A 15272-nucleotide genomic window follows, 5' to 3' on the forward strand; every position below is an offset into this window, starting at 1 on the left:
AGGCCGCCCCCACAAGGGCGGACTCATTCAGGCTTTCTCGCACATCCCCGCCAGCACCTTCACCCACTCTGGGTGATCATTCAGGCACGGCACCAGCAGCAATTCCTCGCCCCCGGCTTCGATGAACTGTTCTTTGCCGCGATCGCCGATCTCTTCCAGCGTCTCGATGCAATCGGCAACGAACGCCGGGCACATCACCAGCAGCTTCTTCACCCCCGCCTTGGCCAACTCGTCCAGCCGCGTCTCGGTATAGGGTTCGATCCACTTGGCGCGCCCCAGGCGCGACTGGAACGACACCGACCACTTGCCATCCGGTATGCCCATTTTCTGCGCAAAGGCCTTGGCCGTGGCCAAACACTGCCCGCGATAACACACGGCGCGCATTTCGGCACTGGCGTCCTTGCAGCAATCGGCCGCCTGAAAATCATGCTTACCGGTGGGGTCGAGCTTTTTCAGGTGCCGCTCCGGCAGCCCATGGAAACTCAGCAACAGGTGGTCGTAATCCTGCTGCAGGTAAGGCTTGGCGCTGGCCACCAACGCCTCGATGTACTCGGGATGGTCGTAGAACGGCTGCAGCACGCGCATCTGCAACGGCAACTGGCGCTCGCTGATCGTCTGTTTGGCCAACGCCACCACGGTGGTCACCGTACTGTCGGCGAACTGTGGATAAAGCGGTGCCAGGGTGACCTTGCGCACGCCCTGAGCTGCCAGGCGCTCCAGCACTTCGGGCAACGCCGGCTGGCCGTAGCGCATGGCGATTTCCACCGGGCCATGGGGCCAGTGCTCGACCATCGCAGCCTGCAGGCGGCGGGTCAGCACCACCAGTGGCGAGCCTTCGTCCCACCAGATCGACGCGTAGGCGTGCGCCGACTGTTCCGGGCGCTTGATCAGAATCAACGACACCAGCAAGCGCCGCACCGGCCAAGGCAGGTCGATCACGTACGGGTCCATCAGGAACTGGTTGAGGTAACGGCGCACATCGGCCACCGAAGTGGAGGCCGGGGAACCCAGGTTCACCAGCAGCAGGGCGTGATCGGTCATGCAGCGTCCTATGTCAGAGGCGGCTGGACAAGTCGTCCAGGGCCGATTGCAGATCGTTGAAACGGAAAGCGAAACCTGCCGCCAGCAAGCGCACCGGGCGCGCCCGCTGGCCGCCGAGCAACAGCGTCGACAGCTCGCCGAGCCCTGCCTTCAGCAAAAGCGCAGGCACAGGCAGCAGCGCCGGCCGGTGCATCGCACGGCCCAGCCGCCTGGCGAACTCACGGTTGCGCACAGGCTCTGGGGCGCAGGCATTATAAGGACCGCTGGTGTCCTTATGCTGCAAGAGAAAATCAATCAGGGCGACCTGGTCGTCTATATGGATCCACGGCATCCACTGCCGACCATCGCCCAACGGCCCGCCCAGCCCGAGCTTGAAGGGCAACCGCAGGCGCGACAAAAAGCCGCCATCGCTGGCCAGTACCAACCCGGTGCGCACCAGCACCACGCGGATGCCTTGAGCTTGCGAACGCTGGGCAGTTTCTTCCCAGGCAATACACAACTGGCTGGCAAAATCTTCGCGCACCGGCTGGGACGCCTCGGTGAGTTCACGCTCACCGCCGTCCCCATACCAACCCACCGCAGAACCGGAAATCAACACCTCAGGGCGCTGCTCACGCGCCCCCAGCCATGCCAGCAGTTGCTCGGTGAGGGTGATGCGGCTGGCCCACAACAGGTTGCGCCGGGCTCCGGTCCAGGGCCGGTCAGCGATCGGCGCACCCGCCAGGTTGATGACCGCGTCGAGGTGATCGTCCGCTTGCAGTTCGTCCAACTGGGCGATACCGCGCACCCCGCTACCGCACAGTTTGGGCACCTGCTCCGGTCGGCGGCTCCAGACCGTGAGGCGATGGCCCTGGCCGAGCCAGAACTGGCACAGGTGCTGGCCAATCAAGCCAGTGCCGCCTGTCAGCAATATATGCATGGCTGTGTCCTCGCAGAATGCGGCTGTGGTCTATTTTTAAGATCAAGGCACTTTTTTGACCCGACGCTCTCGGATAAACATAGGCCAACCTGCTCTATAAAGCGGAATAACCTTATACAAAAGTTGTGCATTGTACAGGTTTGCCTGACAGCGTAGTCTGCTCACAGCAAGGTTTGAAGAGGCCATCATGACAGTACCTATTGCCATCATCGGTGCCGGTATCGCCGGTCTGTCCGCCGCCCAGGCACTGCAAAAGGCCGGGCAATCCGTGCACCTGTTCGACAAAGGCCACGGCAGTGGCGGGCGCATGGCCAGCAAGCGCAGCGAGGCTGGCGCGCTGGACCTGGGCGCCCAGTACTTCACTGCCCGTGATCGGCGCTTCGTCGAACAGGTCCAGCAATGGGTAGCCGCCGGTTGGGCCGAGCAGTGGAAGCCGCAGCTGTACAACTACCGCGATGGCGAACTCACCCCCTCCCCAGACGAGCAAACACGCTGGGTTGGCGTGCCCCGCATGAGCGCCATCACCCGTGGCCTGCTCAAGGATGTGACCGTCAACTTTGGCTGCCGCATCGCTGAAGTGTTCCGCGGCAAACAGTACTGGCACCTGCAAGACACCGAAGGCTGCAGCCACGGCCCATTCAGCCGCGTGGTAATCGCCGTGCCGGCGCCACAGGCCACGCCGCTGCTGGCCTCGACCCCCAAACTCGCTGCGGTGGCAGCAGGCGTGCAGATGGAGCCCACCTGGGCGGTTGCCCTGGGCTTCCAGACCCCACTGGACACCCCGATGCAAGGCTGCTTCGTGCAGGACAACCCGCTGGACTGGCTGGCCCGCAACCGCAGCAAGCCAGGGCGGGACGAGCACCTCGATACCTGGGTGCTGCATGCCACGTCGAACTGGAGCCGGCAGCACATCGACCTGTCGAAGGAAGAGGTGATCGAGCAGTTGTGGGGCGAGTTCGCCGAACTGGTCGGCTGCGTGGTACCGGCCCCCACCTTCGCCCTCGCCCACCGCTGGTTGTATGCACGCCCCACCAGCAACCACGAGTGGGGCGCCTTGGCCGATGCCGATCAAGGCCTGTATGCCTGTGGCGACTGGTGCTTGTCCGGGCGTGTCGAAGGCGCGTGGCTGAGCGGCCAGGAAGCGGCCCGACGGCTGCTGGAACACCTCGACTGAGCGGGCGCTGAACCTGTACAAAAAAACTTGTTTGCATAACTCCGTAGCTGTGCTGGAATAAACTTGTACAAATTTGATTTCACGTACAGGTTTTCCGGAGACAGCCATGCAAGCCGCCACCGCCCACAGCAAGCCTCGCATCGCGATCAGCGCCTGCCTGACCGGCCACAGTGTGCGCTACAACGGCGGGCACAAGGCCTCCGACCTGTGCCGCACACAACTGGAAGCGCATTTCGAATGGGTGCCCGTTTGCCCAGAAGTGGCTATCGGCCTCGGCATTCCACGCGATCCTATCCGCCTGGTCGGCAACCCTGAGCAACCCGAAGTGGTCGGCACCCGCAACCCCGGCATGGACCTGACCGGCCCGCTGCGCACCTATGGCGAGCAGATGGCCGGCGAGCTCGATGATATCTGCGGCTACATCTTCATGCAGAAGTCGCCCTCCTGCGGCCTGGAGCGGGTCAAGGTCTACCAGGACAACGGCCACCCCGCCTTCCATGGCGGCCGCGGCGTTTATGCCCACGCTTTCTGCAGCCTGCGCCCGGACCTGCCGGTGGAAGAGGAAGGCCGCCTGCACGATGCCGTGCTGCGCGAAAACTTCATCAGCCGCGTGTACGCCTATGCCGATTGGCAGCGCCTGTTGGCCGAAGGCCTCAGCCGCGGCGCGCTGGTGCGCTTTCATGCGCGCTACAAGTACCTGTTGATGGCCAACAACCCCCAAGCCTACCGCACGCTGGGGCGGCTGCTCGGCACCATGAGCCGCGATGACGACCCACAGGAGATCGGGCCACGTTACTTCAGCGAGCTGATGCAAGCGCTGCGTCGCTGTGCCAGCCGTGGCACGCACTGCAACGTGCTGCAGCACCTGAGTGGCTACTTCAAAGATGCCCTGACCGCACAGGACAAAGCCGAATTGCAAACCCTCATCAGCCAGTACCAACAAGGCGTGGTGCCGCTGGTCGTGCCTCTGACCTTGCTCAAGCATCACCTGCGCAAACACCCAGACCCTTACCTGATGCAGCAAGCCTACCTGCAACCACACCCCGAGAGCCTGGGGCTTCGTAATGCCGTCTGAAAGCCTGCTGCCTATCGGCGAGCTCGCCCGCCGCACCGGCGTCAACCCCGTCACCCTGCGTGCCTGGGAACGTCGATACGGCCTGCTCAAGCCGCAACGCACCGCTAAAGGGCACCGTTTGTATTCCATCGAGCAGGTCGAACGGGTCGAAGCGATCCTGGCCTGGCTGCAGCGCGGCGCGTCGGTGGGCCAGGTGCGCGAGCTGCTCGACAAACCCACCAGCAGCGCCCCGCAAAGCGACTGGCAGGCCCGGCAGGCGCAGTTGATCGAGGCCATCGCCAACCTCTCGCAACGTGCACTCGACCAGCAACTCAACCAGGCCATGGCGCTGTACCCCGCTATCACCCTGTGCGAGCAACTGCTGCTGCCCCTGCTCGACAGCCTGGAGCTGCGCTGGCGCAACTATTTCAATGCCCGGCTTGAACAGGTGTTTTTCCATACCTGGCTGCGCAGCAAGCTCGGCGCTCGGGTGTACCACGACAACCAACTGCTACAAGGCCCAGCGGTGCTGCTGGCCGAAGACAGCGAGCAGGCCGTCGACCCCGCTCTGTGGCTATGCGCCTGGCTGCTGAGCAGCAATGGCATCCCTGTCGAAGTGCTGGAACAGCCGGTTGGCGGCCCGCAGCTGCAACGGGCGATCGCCGCACTGCAGCCGCGCGCCCTCCTGCTGCACCTGGGGCCACGCATCGACAGCAAAGCCTTGCAGCGCCTGTTGCAAGGCATACCTGGGCCAAAACTGCTGGGTGGCGCCACGCTCGCCCTGCATGAGGCCCACTTGAACGCCCTCGACCTTCCCGAGCTCTTCCTGTTCGATACCCCGCAGTCGGCATTGCGCGTGCTTCAAGGCAATGGCCGCCGGCCTGTAGAGATGAATGCGCCATGCAACTGATCTGGCTGCGCAGCGACCTGCGCATCGATGACAACACCGCCTTGAGCGCAGCCTGCGAACGCGGCCCGACACTTGCCCTGTGGCTGGTCAGCCCCGGCCAGTGGCAGGCGCATGACGACGCAGCCTGCAAAGTCGACTTCTGGCTGCGCAACCTGCGCACGCTGCGTCAGTCGCTGGAGGCCCTCAACATCCCGTTGCTGATCCGCACCATCGATACGTGGGATCAGGCGCCACAGGCCGTGTTGGACGCCTGCCGTCAGCACCGGGTCGAGGGCGTGCACTGGAACGAGGAGTACGGCATCAACGAAGAGCGCCGCGACCAGGCTACGCGGGCACTGCTGGAGCAGTCAGCCATCCAGGCGCACAGCTACCTCGACCAGTTGTTCTTCCGCCCAGGCACGGTCCTCACCCGCAGTGGTGACTACTTCCAGGTCTTCAGCCAGTTCAAGAAAAACTGCCTCGAACACTTGCACCGCAGCCTCCCGGCGTTAGCCCCTCGAGTCAAACCGCAGTCGCCCCTGAACATCGCCAGCGACCCCATACCCGAGCAGATAGAGGGCTTCGACACACCGCCGCGCACCTTGAGCGACCACTGGCCAGCAGGGGAAGCCGAGGCGCAGAGCCGCCTGACGCGCTTTCTTGATGAGGCGATTGACGACTACCATCACCTGCGCGACCTCCCCGCCAAGCCGGGCACCAGCCAGCTCTCGGCCTATCTGGCCGCTGGGGTGATCTCACCCCGGCAATGCCTGCACGGCGCCCTCGCCTGCAACCGTGGCGAGTTTGACAGCGGCAGCACGGGCATCCAAACCTGGATCAACGAGTTGCTCTGGCGAGAGTTCTACAAGCACATCCTGACGGGTTATCCACAGGTCTCGCGGCACCGCGCCTTCCGCACCCACACCGAAGCCTTGCCATGGCGCGATGCGCCTGAAGACCTCGCGGCCTGGGAACAGGGGCGCACCGGCTTCCCGATCATCGATGCCGCCATGCGCCAGTTGCTGGACACCGGTTGGATGCACAACCGCCTGCGCATGATCGTCGCCATGTTTCTCAGCAAGAACCTGCTGATCGACTGGCGCAAAGGCGAACGGCATTTCATGCGCCACCTAATAGACGGTGACCTGGCGGCCAACAACGGTGGCTGGCAATGGAGCGCGTCCACCGGGACCGATGCAGTGCCCTACTTCCGCATCTTCAATCCGGTTTCGCAGTCTCAGCGCTTCGACCCGCAAGGGCGATTCATTCGTCACTGGGTACCGGAATTGCAGGGCCTGGATGAGAAAGCCATTCATCAGCCCGTGAAGGTTGCGGATCTTTTTGCTACTAATTCGTATCACAATCCAATCGTCGATCTCGGCAGCAGTCGCCAGCGTGCATTGGAGGCCTTCAAAGGCCTTCCGCGCCGGCAGGATCAGGGGGCAGTATCGTGAACAGCGCTCGCAGTTTCTGGGTAACAGGGGCCAGTAACGGATTAGGGCTGGCATTGGTTGAGCGGTTACTCGAGCAAGGGCATCGGGTGGCCGCCAGTAGCAGGGAATGTGAGGCGCTGGATACCCTGGGCGCGCGGTTCGCCCAGCAGTTGTTGCGCCTGCCGGACCAGTTGCAGGTGCTGGAACAGGTCGATGCAGCCAGCACAGTGTTGTTGAATACTTGGGGTTCGCTGGATTGCCTGATCATCAATGCCGGCACCAGTGATTACCTGGCCGACGACGTGGCCGATGATGAGCTGTTCGAGGCCATCGCCAGCGGCAACCTGGTGGCCAGCGAACGTTGCCTGGCCAGTGCCTTGCCGCTGCTGACGAAGGGTGATGCACCTCAGGTAATGGCCATCCTCAATCGCTACTCGGCCACGCAGCTGTTTGCACCCACCCAGGTTGCCAGCGGCTTCAACAGCACTGCCCAGTGGTTTCGCGAGCAACGCCAAGTACTGGAAAAGCTACAGATCAGCTTGACGGTAGTGGGACCGCAATCGTTGAAAACACCCGTGACAACGGCGCAAGCGATACCCGAGGCCTGGACGCCTGAAAGCGCTGCCGAGGAACTGTTGCGACGGTTGCCGCAACGCGAGCCGGAATTGGTACTGGAGACGCTGGACCTGAGCAGCTTGTGGCCACTACGACCCTGATCTTGTAGGAGCAGCCTTGCGCTGCGAAGAGGTCGGTGAGACCACAAAGAATCTCTGCTGCTATTACCGGCCTCTTCGCAGCGCAAGGCTGCTCCTACAAGGGTGCGGGGCAGCTTAGAGTGCCATGCGGTAATGCAGGCTGTAGCTCTCTACACCGTCGTTAGGTTGCTTGATGCCAGCATTGGAATAGTGAATGGCCCGTACACCAATTTCATGCCCGCCCGCAAAGCGCAGTCCAAAACCGATTCGGTCTTCGAACTGGAACGCCGAGCCCAGCTCATTGCTTTCAAGCTCGGTGCTGGAAAAGGCCGCGACGCCAATCCCGGCCTCGATATAGGGCTTTACCGAATCCCCCGCAAACTCATAAACGAATACCGGTGCGAACGACAGGCTGTGGTTGCTCGCGGTCTTGTCGCCATCCCAGTAGGTGTAAGCCCCATCCCAATACCCGGTCAGGCGGCCAACACTGGTCTGCCACCAGCTCGCGTCCCAGTTCGATTGCAGACCCAGCCGGTAGACCATGGTCGAGTCACCCGTCTGCCCCACCGAAAATGAAACATCGGCCGCCTGCGCCGACACTGCTTGCCCCAAGGTAAAGACGGCAGCCGCCGCCAAGCCGAGCAGTTTCCTCATAAGAAACATCCTTCTTTCTAATGCTGTTGTTAGTGTTTGCCTCGTGTCAGGCAAATCTGTAGAAATCGGCAGTGGTACGATAGTTCAGCTAATTTTCACGTTTTTTTCACAACGTAAAGCGTTGCACACTGTCGGACTTCTGCCACAGCAACGGTAGGATTTTTCTCAGGGATTGTGGGTCGGAACTGGTCCAGAAGCGGGTATCCACTGCCGGGCCCTCAGCCAGCAGGTCGCTGGCGCTCAGCAGACGCTGCAGTTGACGCGCCACGGCGGCGCCGGTATCGATGATGGCTACGTCCGCCGGCACCATGTCGGCCAGCAGCGTGCGCAGGAAGGGGTAATGCGTGCAACCCAGGATCAGCGTGTCGCAGCCAGCCGCCAGCAGCGGCTGCACATAGCCGAGCAACAACTGGCGCAAGGCCGGGCTGCTCAGGTCGCCGGTTTCGATCCGCTCGACCAGGCCGGGGCAAGGCTGGGTGACCACGCGCACATCGCTGGCGAAGCGGTCGAGCAACGCCGCGAACTTGGCGCTCTGCAAGGTGCCGGTCGTGGCCAGCACGCCGACCACGCCGGAGCGGGTGGCTGCGGCAGCCGGCTTTACCGCTGGCTCCATGCCCACCAGCGGCCATTGCGGGTACAGCTCGCGCAGGTCGGCAACGGCCGCCACTGTCGCGGTATTACAGGCCAGGACAAAGGCCTTGGCGCCTTGCTGCTGGAAGAACTCGGCAATACGCCGGCAGCGCTGGCGGATGTAATCCGCCGACTTTTCACCGTAAGGCACGTGCCCGCAATCGGCCACATACAGCAGTGATTCGTTAGGCAGCAGGCGCTGGATCTCGGCCAGTACCGACAAACCGCCGACACCCGAATCCATTACGCCAATCGGCGCCGAACGCTCAGCCATCGCGCTTGCCACAGACCGCGCAACCCGGGTCGCGCTTAACCCGCAGCTCACGAATGCGCGTGCCGAGGGCATCGATCAGCAACAGGCGGCCCACCAGCGGCTCGCCGAACCCAGCCAAGAGTTTCATGGCTTCCAGGGCCTGCAGGCTACCTACCAGCCCCACCAGCGGGCCGATCACGCCGGCTTCGCTGCAGGTCAGTTCAGCCTCGCTGCCATGGCCATACAGGCAGTGGTAGCAAGGGCTGTAGTCACGCCGCGGGTCGAACACCGACAGCTGGCCTTCGAGGCGGATTGCCGCGCCACTGACCAGGGGTTTACCGGCAGCAACGCACGCAGCGTTGACCGCCTCGCGGGTAGAAAAGTTGTCGGAGCAGTCCAGCACCAGGTCGACCGCCGCCACCGCAGCGGCCAGCGAGTCCTCGTCCAACGCCTGGCGATGAGCGACCAGGCTGATCTCTGGGTTGATCGCCTCCAGGCGCTGCAGCGCCGAGTCCACCTTGCTCATGCCGACGCTGGCGCTGTCGTGGATCACCTGGCGTTGCAGGTTGGTCAGGTCAACGGTGTCGAAGTCCGCCAGGTGCAGCTCACCCACGCCCGCCGCAGCCAGGTACAGCGCCACAGGCGAGCCCAAGCCACCGAGGCCGACGATCAGGGCCTTGCTCTGCTTGAGCCGCAGTTGGCCGTCGATATCGATCTGTGCCAGCAAGACCTGCCGGCTGTAGCGCAACAGTTCCTGATCACTCAGCATGGCAGGCGCCCCAGGGTAATGCGTTCATGGCGGCCCAGGTCCGTGCGGCTGGCCACCTCGCTAAAGCCGTGTTCAGCCAGCAAGGCGCGCACCGCTGCGGCCTGATCGTAGCCGTGCTCCAACAACAACCAGCCACCTGGCAGCAGGTGGCGTGGCGCCTGGGCGGCAATCACGCGCAGGTCGTCCAGGCCATCGGCGCCCGCCACCAGCGCGCTGCTGGGCTCGAAGCGCACGTCGCCAGCGACCAAGTGCGGGTCTTCAGTGGCGATGTACGGCGGGTTGCTGACAATCAGGTCAAAGCGCGCATCGCCCAGGCCATCGAACCAGTGGCTGACACGCACCTGGACGTTAGCCAGCCCCAGGCGTTGGCGATTACGCTCGGCCAACGCGACCGCCTCCTCCACCCGGTCTACCGCCGTCACCTGCCAGGCCGGGCGATCGCCGGCCAACGCCAGGGCAATGGCCCCGGTCCCGGTGCCCAGGTCGAGCACCTTGGCCGGGGTTGCTGGCTGAAGCTCAAGGGCAGTCTCGACCAGCAGCTCGGTGTCCGGACGCGGGATCAGTGTATGCGGCGCCACTTCCAGGTCGATGTTCCAGAACCCTTGCTGCCCGAGGATATAGGCGACCGGCTCGCCACTACGGCGGCGCTGCAGGTAACCGGCGTAGGTGTCGGCCGCTTCGCTGCTGACGATGCGCTCGGGCCAGGTATGCAGGTAGCTGCGCGACTTGCCGATGGCCGCAGCCAGCAACAGTTCGGCATCCAGCCGCTCGGTGGGCGATTCGGGCAACTGCGCATTGCGCAGCAAGCTGGCGATGATGGTCATCAGTCCCCCAGGGCGGCCAGTTGATCGGCCTGGTATTCGGCCAACAGCGGTTCGATCACGGCGTCTACGCCACCGGCGAGGATGTCGTCCAGCGAATACAAGGTCAGGTTGATGCGGTGATCGGTGACCCGGCCCTGTGGATAATTGTAGGTGCGGATACGCTCGGAGCGGTCACCGGAGCCCACCAGCAGCTTGCGCTCACTGGCAATGGCGTTCTGTGCGGCGCTGGTCTGCATGTCGTTGAGCTTGGCCGACAGCCAGGACATGGCGCGGGCGCGGTTTTTGTGCTGCGAACGTTCTTCCTGGCACTCGACCACCATACCGGTTGGCAAGTGGGTGATGCGCACCGCCGAGTCGGTTTTGTTGATGTGCTGGCCGCCGGCGCCGGAGGCGCGGTAGGTGTCCACGCGCAAGTCGGCCGGGTTGATTTCGATCGCGGCCTGCTCGTCGGGCTCGGGCAGCACCGCCACGGTGCACGCCGAGGTGTGGATACGGCCTTGGGACTCAGTTTCCGGCACGCGCTGCACGCGGTGTGCGCCCGATTCGAACTTGAGCTTGCCATACACGCTTTCGCCTTCGACGCGGGCAATGATTTCCTTGTAGCCGCCGTGTTCGCCTTCGTTCTCGGAAAGAATCTCCAGGCGCCAGCCACGCTTCTCGGCATAGCGCGAATACATGCGGAACAAGTCGCCCGAAAAGATCGCCGCCTCGTCGCCACCGGTGCCGGCGCGAATTTCGAGGAACACGTTGCGCCCATCGTTAGGGTCCTTGGGCAGCAGCATGCGTTGCAGCTGGGCTTCCAGCGTCAGCAATTGCTCCTTGGCTTCGCGCACTTCTTCCACGGCCATTTCACGCATGTCCGGGTCGCTGTCCTTGAGCAGCGCCTGGGCGCCTTCCAGGTCGTCCTGGACTTTGCGCCACGCTTGATAGGCAGCGTAGACCGGCTCGACTTCGGCGTATTCGCGGGAATAGGCGCGGAAACGCGTCTGGTCGGAGATGACTTCAGCGTCACCGAGCAGTGCGGTCAGTTCTTCGAAGCGGTCCTGGATGATATCCAGTTTGTTCAGCAGCGACGCTTTCATTGCGAGGATTTGTCCGTCGAGCCCTCGTTGAGGGCAAAGAGTTCCTGGGCCATGGCCAGCGCATCGAGGCGGCCCTCGGCCGAGAGCTTTTTCAGCTGCACGCTGGGGGCGTGCAGGAGTTTATTGGTCAGGCCCCGGGCCAGTTGGGCCAGCACGTCTTCGGGGTTGCCGCCGTTGGCCAGCAGACGCTGGGCTTTTTGCAGTTCTTCATCACGCAGCCGCTCGCTTTGCTGGCGGTAGGCCTTGAGCACGTCCACCGCAGCCAGCTCGCGCAGGCGCACCATGAAGTCTTCGGCGCCCACCGACACCAGCTCTTCGGCGGCCTGGGCAGCGCCCTGGCGGCTCTTGAGGTTTTCTGCGACCACATCGTGCAGGTCATCGACGGTGTAGAGGTAAACGTCGTCGAGTTCGCCGACTTCGGGCTCGATATCACGCGGGACGGCGATGTCGACCATGAAGATCGGCTTGTGCCGGCGTTGCTTCAGCGCGCTCTCGACCGCACCCTTGCCGAGGATCGGCAACTGGCTGGCGGTGGAGCTGATGACGATGTCGCTGTTGGCCAGCTCTTGCGGGATATCGGCCAGCAGCACGGCATGGGCGCCAAACTGCTCGGCCAGGGTACTGGCGCGCTCCAGGGTCCGGTTGGCCACGACGATACGCCGCACGCCTTGCTCGTGAAGGTGGCGGGCGACCAGGGTGATGGTCTCGCCGGCGCCAATCAGCAGCGCCTGGCTGCGGCCCAGGTCACTGAAGATCTGCCGCGCCAGGCTCACCGCGGCGAACGCCACCGAGACCGGGTTCTCGCCGATCGCGGTGTCGGTGCGCACCTGCTTGGCGGCACTGAAGGTGGCCTGGAACAGGCGCCCGAGCAGCGGGCCGACAGTGCCGGCCTCACGCGCCACGGCGTAGGCAGACTTCATCTGGCCGAGGATCTGCGGCTCGCCAAGCACCAGCGAGTCAAGGCCCGAGGCCACGCGCATCATGTGCCGTACAGCGTCGTGCTCTTCATGGATGTAGGCGCTGGCGCGCAGTTCATCCAGGCTCAGGCGGTGATAATCGGCCAGCCAATGCAGCACCGCGTCGGCAGACAAGTGGTCCTGCTCTATATAGAGCTCGCTACGGTTGCAGGTCGACAGGATCGCCGCTTCACGGCTGGCGGTCAGTCGGCAGAGCTGCTGCAGGGCGTCCACCAGCTGCTCTGGGGTAAACGCCACGCGCTCGCGTACGTCTACCGAGGCAGTCTTATGGTTGATACCAAGTGCAAGAAAGGCCATGCAAGGTCGCTGGTTATGACGAGAAGCCGATAATTGTCCTCTTTCGCAGGTTCCAGAACAACCACCGTTCGCTATTGTCGTGATAGCGCCGGAATATCCCCTGTCAGCGCTCACCCGGAACCTGCTTGCCCCTGCCATGGTCGCAGTTAACCAAATGCTTCGCAGGTGGGTTTGCCACCGCGCTTGTGTCATCATGCTCCGACCGCCGGTGAGTCCTTTTAAGCCTTTTTATGAACAGACCCTACGCACTGCTGCTTGCCTTCGCCCTGCTCCAGGGTTGCCAGAGCCTGGCCCCGCAAAAAGCCGAGCCTCCCGTTGCCGAGGCCGGCGCAGGCGCAGGCGAGGCCGAAAAACCCGTGGTGTACGGTTCGTTCAAGCAAGACACCCTTTATAGCCTGCTGGTCGCGGAGCTGGCCGGCCAGCGCAACCGCTTCGACATCGCCCTGGCCAACTACACCGACCAGGCCGAAAAGACCCAGGACCCAGGCGTCTCCGAGCGTGCCTACCGTATCGCCGAATACCTCGGCGCCGACGAGCCGGCCTTGGACAACGCCCTGGTCTGGGCCCGCAACGACCCAGACAACCTCGACGCCCAACGCGCCGCCGCCATCCAGCTGGCCCGTGCCGGGCGCTACGACGATGCCATGGTCTACATGGAAAAAGTCCTGCAGGGCCAGGGCGATACCCATTTCGACTTCCTCGCCCTGTCCGCCGCCGAGACCGACCAGAGCACCCGCGACGGCTTGCTGCAGAGCTTCGAACGCCTGCTGGTCAAATACCCGGACAACGGCCAATTGGTGTTCGGCAAGGCGCTGCTGCTGAACCAGGACGGCAAGACCGAAGAAGCGCTTGAGCTGCTCGAGGCGCACCCGCCGCAAGACGGCGAGATCGCCCCGGTCCTGTTGCGCGCCCGCCTGCTGCAGGCCCTCGACCGCGGCAAAGAGGCCCTGCCCTTGCTGCGGGGTGCGATCCGCGACAACCCGGATGACAAACGCCTGCGCCTGACCTACGCCCGTACCCTGGTCGAGCAGGACCGCATGGCCGATGCCAAAAGCGAGTTCATCAGCCTGGTCCAGCAGTACCCCGAAGACGATGAGCTGCGTTACTCGCTGGCCCTGGTATGCCTGGAAAACAAAGACTGGGATGAGGCCGAAGGCTACCTGCAGGAGCTGATCGAGCGTGACAGCAACGTCGATGCCGCCCACCTGAACCTGGGCCGCATCCGCGAAGAGCGCCACGACCCCGAAGCCGCCTTGCGCGAATACGCCCTGGTCGGCCCCGGCCCCGACTACCTGCCGGCGCAACTGCGCCAGGCCGATATCCTGATTGCCAACGGCCGCGGCAGCGAGGCCTCGCGCCTGCTCGCCGAAGCCCGCGAGGCGCAGCCAGACGTCGCCGTGCAGCTGTACCTGATCGAGTCGGAAAGCTACAGCAACAACAACAAGGATGCCCAGGCCAACCAGGTGCTGCAGCAGGCCATCCAACGCTACCCGGACGACCTCAACCTGCTGTACACCCGCGCCATGCTGGCCGAAAAGCGTGACGACCTGCCGCAGATGGAAAAAGACCTGCGCGCCATCATCGCCCGCGAACCCGAAAACGCCATGGCGCTGAACGCCCTGGGTTATACCCTGGCCGACCGCACCACCCGCTACGCCGAAGCCAAGGCGCTGATCGACAAAGCCCACCAGCTGACGCCGGACGACCCGGCCGTGCTCGACAGCCTGGGCTGGGTCGCCTACCGCCAGGGCAAACTCGACGAAGCCGAAGGCTACCTGCGCCAGGCCCTGGCGCGCTTCCCCGACCATGAAGTGGCCGCTCACCTGGGCGAAGTCCTGTGGGCCAACGGCAAGCGCCGTGAAGCCCGCCAGGTCTGGGCCAAGGCCTTCGAAGCCCAGCCCGACAGCCCTATCCTGCGCAAGACCGTACTGCGCCTGACCGGATCAGAGACCCTTTAACGCCATGTTCCTGCGCCATTTAATCACCTTCACCCTGATCGCCCTGCTCGCGGGCTGTGCCGGCTTCGGTAGCCGCGAAGCCCTGCAGGGCCAAGGCGACCCGCAGCAGTGGCGCCAGCACAAGGCGCAACTAAGCACCCTGGATGGCTGGCAGATCAACGGCAAGGTCGGCATCCGCGCCCCGCGCGACTCCGGCAGCGGCACGTTGTTCTGGCTGCAACGCCAGGACTACTACGACATCCGCCTGGCTGGCCCATTGGGCCGTGGCGCCGCCCGCCTGACCGGCCGCCCCGGTGGCGTGGTGCTGGAAGTGGCCAACCAGGGCCGCTACGAAGCGACCAGCCCCGAGGCCCTGCTGGAAGAACAGCTGGGCTGGCAACTGCCGGTATCGCACCTGGTCTGGTGGGTGCGTGGCCTGCCCGCGCCCGACAGCAAGAGCAAGCTGACCCTGGACGGCGACAGCCGCCTGGCCAGCCTCGACCAGGATGGCTGGCAGGTCCAGTACCTGAGCTACACCGAGCAGAATGGCTACTGGCTGCCCGAGCGCCTGAAACTGCACGGCAAGGACCTCGACGTGACCCTGGTGGTCAAGGATTGGCAGCCACGCCAGCTGGGGCACTGAT

Annotated in this window: 15 protein-coding genes; 7 read left to right on the forward strand and 8 right to left on the reverse strand. The window is 63.9% G+C overall.

Annotated elements, in window-relative coordinates; translation table 11 throughout:
• Positions 1-27: 27 nt before the first annotated feature.
• Both hemH and MFF34_RS13285 read right to left on the reverse strand, forming a co-directional pair.
• The gene (hemH, locus tag MFF34_RS13280) at positions 28-1041 is read right to left on the reverse strand and encodes a ferrochelatase (protein WP_238214500.1); all 1014 of its coding nucleotides are present in this window, start codon (positions 1039-1041) and stop codon (positions 28-30) included.
• A gap of 13 nt (positions 1042-1054) precedes the next feature.
• Complete coding sequence (locus MFF34_RS13285) at positions 1055-1960, reverse strand: TIGR01777 family oxidoreductase (RefSeq protein WP_238214510.1); 906 nt, start codon at positions 1958-1960, stop codon at positions 1055-1057.
• Positions 1961-2147: 187 nt separating this feature from the next.
• On the opposite strand from MFF34_RS13285, the gene MFF34_RS13290 reads away from it, so the two are divergent.
• The 5 genes from MFF34_RS13290 to MFF34_RS13310 all read left to right on the forward strand — a co-directional run bounded on the left by MFF34_RS13290 (position 2148) and on the right by MFF34_RS13310 (position 7226).
• Positions 2148-3134 (forward strand): NAD(P)/FAD-dependent oxidoreductase, encoded by a 987-nt coding sequence (locus MFF34_RS13290; RefSeq protein ID WP_099428317.1) that lies wholly within the window; start codon positions 2148-2150, stop codon positions 3132-3134.
• A 106-nt stretch (positions 3135-3240) separates the two neighbouring features.
• Entirely contained in the window at positions 3241-4209 is a 969-nt protein-coding gene (locus tag MFF34_RS13295) for a DUF523 and DUF1722 domain-containing protein (RefSeq protein WP_027594466.1), read from the forward strand.
• Positions 4199-5098 (forward strand): MerR family transcriptional regulator, encoded by a 900-nt coding sequence (locus MFF34_RS13300; RefSeq protein WP_238214523.1) that lies wholly within the window; start codon positions 4199-4201, stop codon positions 5096-5098. Before MFF34_RS13295 ends, MFF34_RS13300 begins: the two co-directional genes overlap by 11 nt.
• The gene (gene phrB / locus MFF34_RS13305; protein WP_238214525.1) at positions 5089-6531 is read left to right on the forward strand and encodes a deoxyribodipyrimidine photo-lyase; all 1443 of its coding nucleotides are present in this window, start codon (positions 5089-5091) and stop codon (positions 6529-6531) included. The genes MFF34_RS13300 and phrB overlap by 10 nt, the downstream gene beginning before the upstream one ends.
• Positions 6525-7226, forward strand: a complete 702-nt coding sequence (locus tag MFF34_RS13310; RefSeq protein ID WP_238214567.1) for an SDR family oxidoreductase — start codon at positions 6525-6527, stop codon at positions 7224-7226. The genes phrB and MFF34_RS13310 overlap by 7 nt, the downstream gene beginning before the upstream one ends.
• Positions 7227-7340: 114 nt before the next feature.
• On the opposite strand, the gene MFF34_RS13315 is transcribed toward MFF34_RS13310, so the two are convergent.
• The 6 genes from MFF34_RS13315 to hemA all read right to left on the reverse strand — a co-directional run bounded on the left by MFF34_RS13315 (position 7341) and on the right by hemA (position 12691).
• Positions 7341-7859, reverse strand: a complete 519-nt coding sequence (locus MFF34_RS13315; RefSeq protein ID WP_099428312.1) for an acyloxyacyl hydrolase — start codon at positions 7857-7859, stop codon at positions 7341-7343.
• Positions 7860-7965: 106 nt separating this feature from the next.
• Entirely contained in the window at positions 7966-8763 is a 798-nt protein-coding gene (gene murI / locus MFF34_RS13320) for a glutamate racemase (RefSeq protein ID WP_238214527.1), read from the reverse strand.
• Positions 8756-9511, reverse strand: a complete 756-nt coding sequence (locus MFF34_RS13325; RefSeq protein ID WP_238214529.1) for a molybdopterin-synthase adenylyltransferase MoeB — start codon at positions 9509-9511, stop codon at positions 8756-8758. The genes murI and MFF34_RS13325 overlap by 8 nt, the downstream gene beginning before the upstream one ends.
• Positions 9505-10335 (reverse strand): peptide chain release factor N(5)-glutamine methyltransferase, encoded by an 831-nt coding sequence (gene prmC, locus MFF34_RS13330; protein WP_238214531.1) that lies wholly within the window; start codon positions 10333-10335, stop codon positions 9505-9507. Before prmC ends, MFF34_RS13325 begins: the two co-directional genes overlap by 7 nt.
• Positions 10335-11417, reverse strand: coding sequence for a peptide chain release factor 1 (prfA, locus tag MFF34_RS13335; protein WP_027594474.1), 1083 nt, complete (start codon positions 11415-11417; stop codon positions 10335-10337). Before prfA ends, prmC begins: the two co-directional genes overlap by 1 nt.
• A complete protein-coding gene (hemA, locus tag MFF34_RS13340) occupies positions 11414-12691 on the reverse strand; it encodes a glutamyl-tRNA reductase (RefSeq protein ID WP_027594475.1) in 1278 nt (425 codons plus the stop codon). The genes prfA and hemA overlap by 4 nt, the downstream gene beginning before the upstream one ends.
• 230 nt (positions 12692-12921) lie before the next feature.
• On the opposite strand from hemA, the gene MFF34_RS13345 reads away from it, so the two are divergent.
• Both MFF34_RS13345 and lolB read left to right on the forward strand, forming a co-directional pair.
• Positions 12922-14649 (forward strand): tetratricopeptide repeat protein, encoded by a 1728-nt coding sequence (locus tag MFF34_RS13345; protein ID WP_238214533.1) that lies wholly within the window; start codon positions 12922-12924, stop codon positions 14647-14649.
• 4 nt (positions 14650-14653) lie between these two features.
• On the forward strand, positions 14654-15271 hold the full coding sequence (gene lolB / locus MFF34_RS13350) for a lipoprotein insertase outer membrane protein LolB (protein WP_099452894.1): 618 nt from the start codon (positions 14654-14656) through the stop codon (positions 15269-15271).
• Position 15272: the final 1 nt, after the last annotated feature.

This window comes from Pseudomonas sp. PAGU 2196 (assembly GCF_022179005.1).
Classification (GTDB): Bacteria; Pseudomonadota; Gammaproteobacteria; order Pseudomonadales; family Pseudomonadaceae; genus Aquipseudomonas; species Aquipseudomonas kermanshahensis.

Bases quoted from the DNA above. Each gene is read 5' to 3' on its own strand.
- hemH (WP_238214500.1), bottom strand. From the start codon at position 1,041: ATGACCGATCACGCCCTGCTGCTGGTGAACCTGGGTTCCCCGGCCTCC.
- MFF34_RS13285 (WP_238214510.1), bottom strand. From the start codon at position 1,960: ATGCATATATTGCTGACAGGCGGCACTGGCTTGATTGGCCAGCACCTG.
- MFF34_RS13290 (WP_099428317.1), top strand. From the start codon at position 2,148: ATGACAGTACCTATTGCCATCATCGGTGCCGGTATCGCCGGTCTGTCC.
- MFF34_RS13295 (WP_027594466.1), top strand. From the start codon at position 3,241: ATGCAAGCCGCCACCGCCCACAGCAAGCCTCGCATCGCGATCAGCGCC.
- MFF34_RS13300 (WP_238214523.1), top strand. From the start codon at position 4,199: ATGCCGTCTGAAAGCCTGCTGCCTATCGGCGAGCTCGCCCGCCGCACC.
- phrB (WP_238214525.1), top strand. From the start codon at position 5,089: ATGCAACTGATCTGGCTGCGCAGCGACCTGCGCATCGATGACAACACC.
- MFF34_RS13315 (WP_099428312.1), bottom strand. From the start codon at position 7,859: ATGAGGAAACTGCTCGGCTTGGCGGCGGCTGCCGTCTTTACCTTGGGG.
- murI (WP_238214527.1), bottom strand. From the start codon at position 8,763: ATGGCTGAGCGTTCGGCGCCGATTGGCGTAATGGATTCGGGTGTCGGC.
- MFF34_RS13325 (WP_238214529.1), bottom strand. From the start codon at position 9,511: ATGCTGAGTGATCAGGAACTGTTGCGCTACAGCCGGCAGGTCTTGCTG.
- prmC (WP_238214531.1), bottom strand. From the start codon at position 10,335: ATGACCATCATCGCCAGCTTGCTGCGCAATGCGCAGTTGCCCGAATCG.
- prfA (WP_027594474.1), bottom strand. From the start codon at position 11,417: ATGAAAGCGTCGCTGCTGAACAAACTGGATATCATCCAGGACCGCTTC.
- hemA (WP_027594475.1), bottom strand. From the start codon at position 12,691: ATGGCCTTTCTTGCACTTGGTATCAACCATAAGACTGCCTCGGTAGAC.
- MFF34_RS13345 (WP_238214533.1), top strand. From the start codon at position 12,922: ATGAACAGACCCTACGCACTGCTGCTTGCCTTCGCCCTGCTCCAGGGT.
- lolB (WP_099452894.1), top strand. From the start codon at position 14,654: ATGTTCCTGCGCCATTTAATCACCTTCACCCTGATCGCCCTGCTCGCG.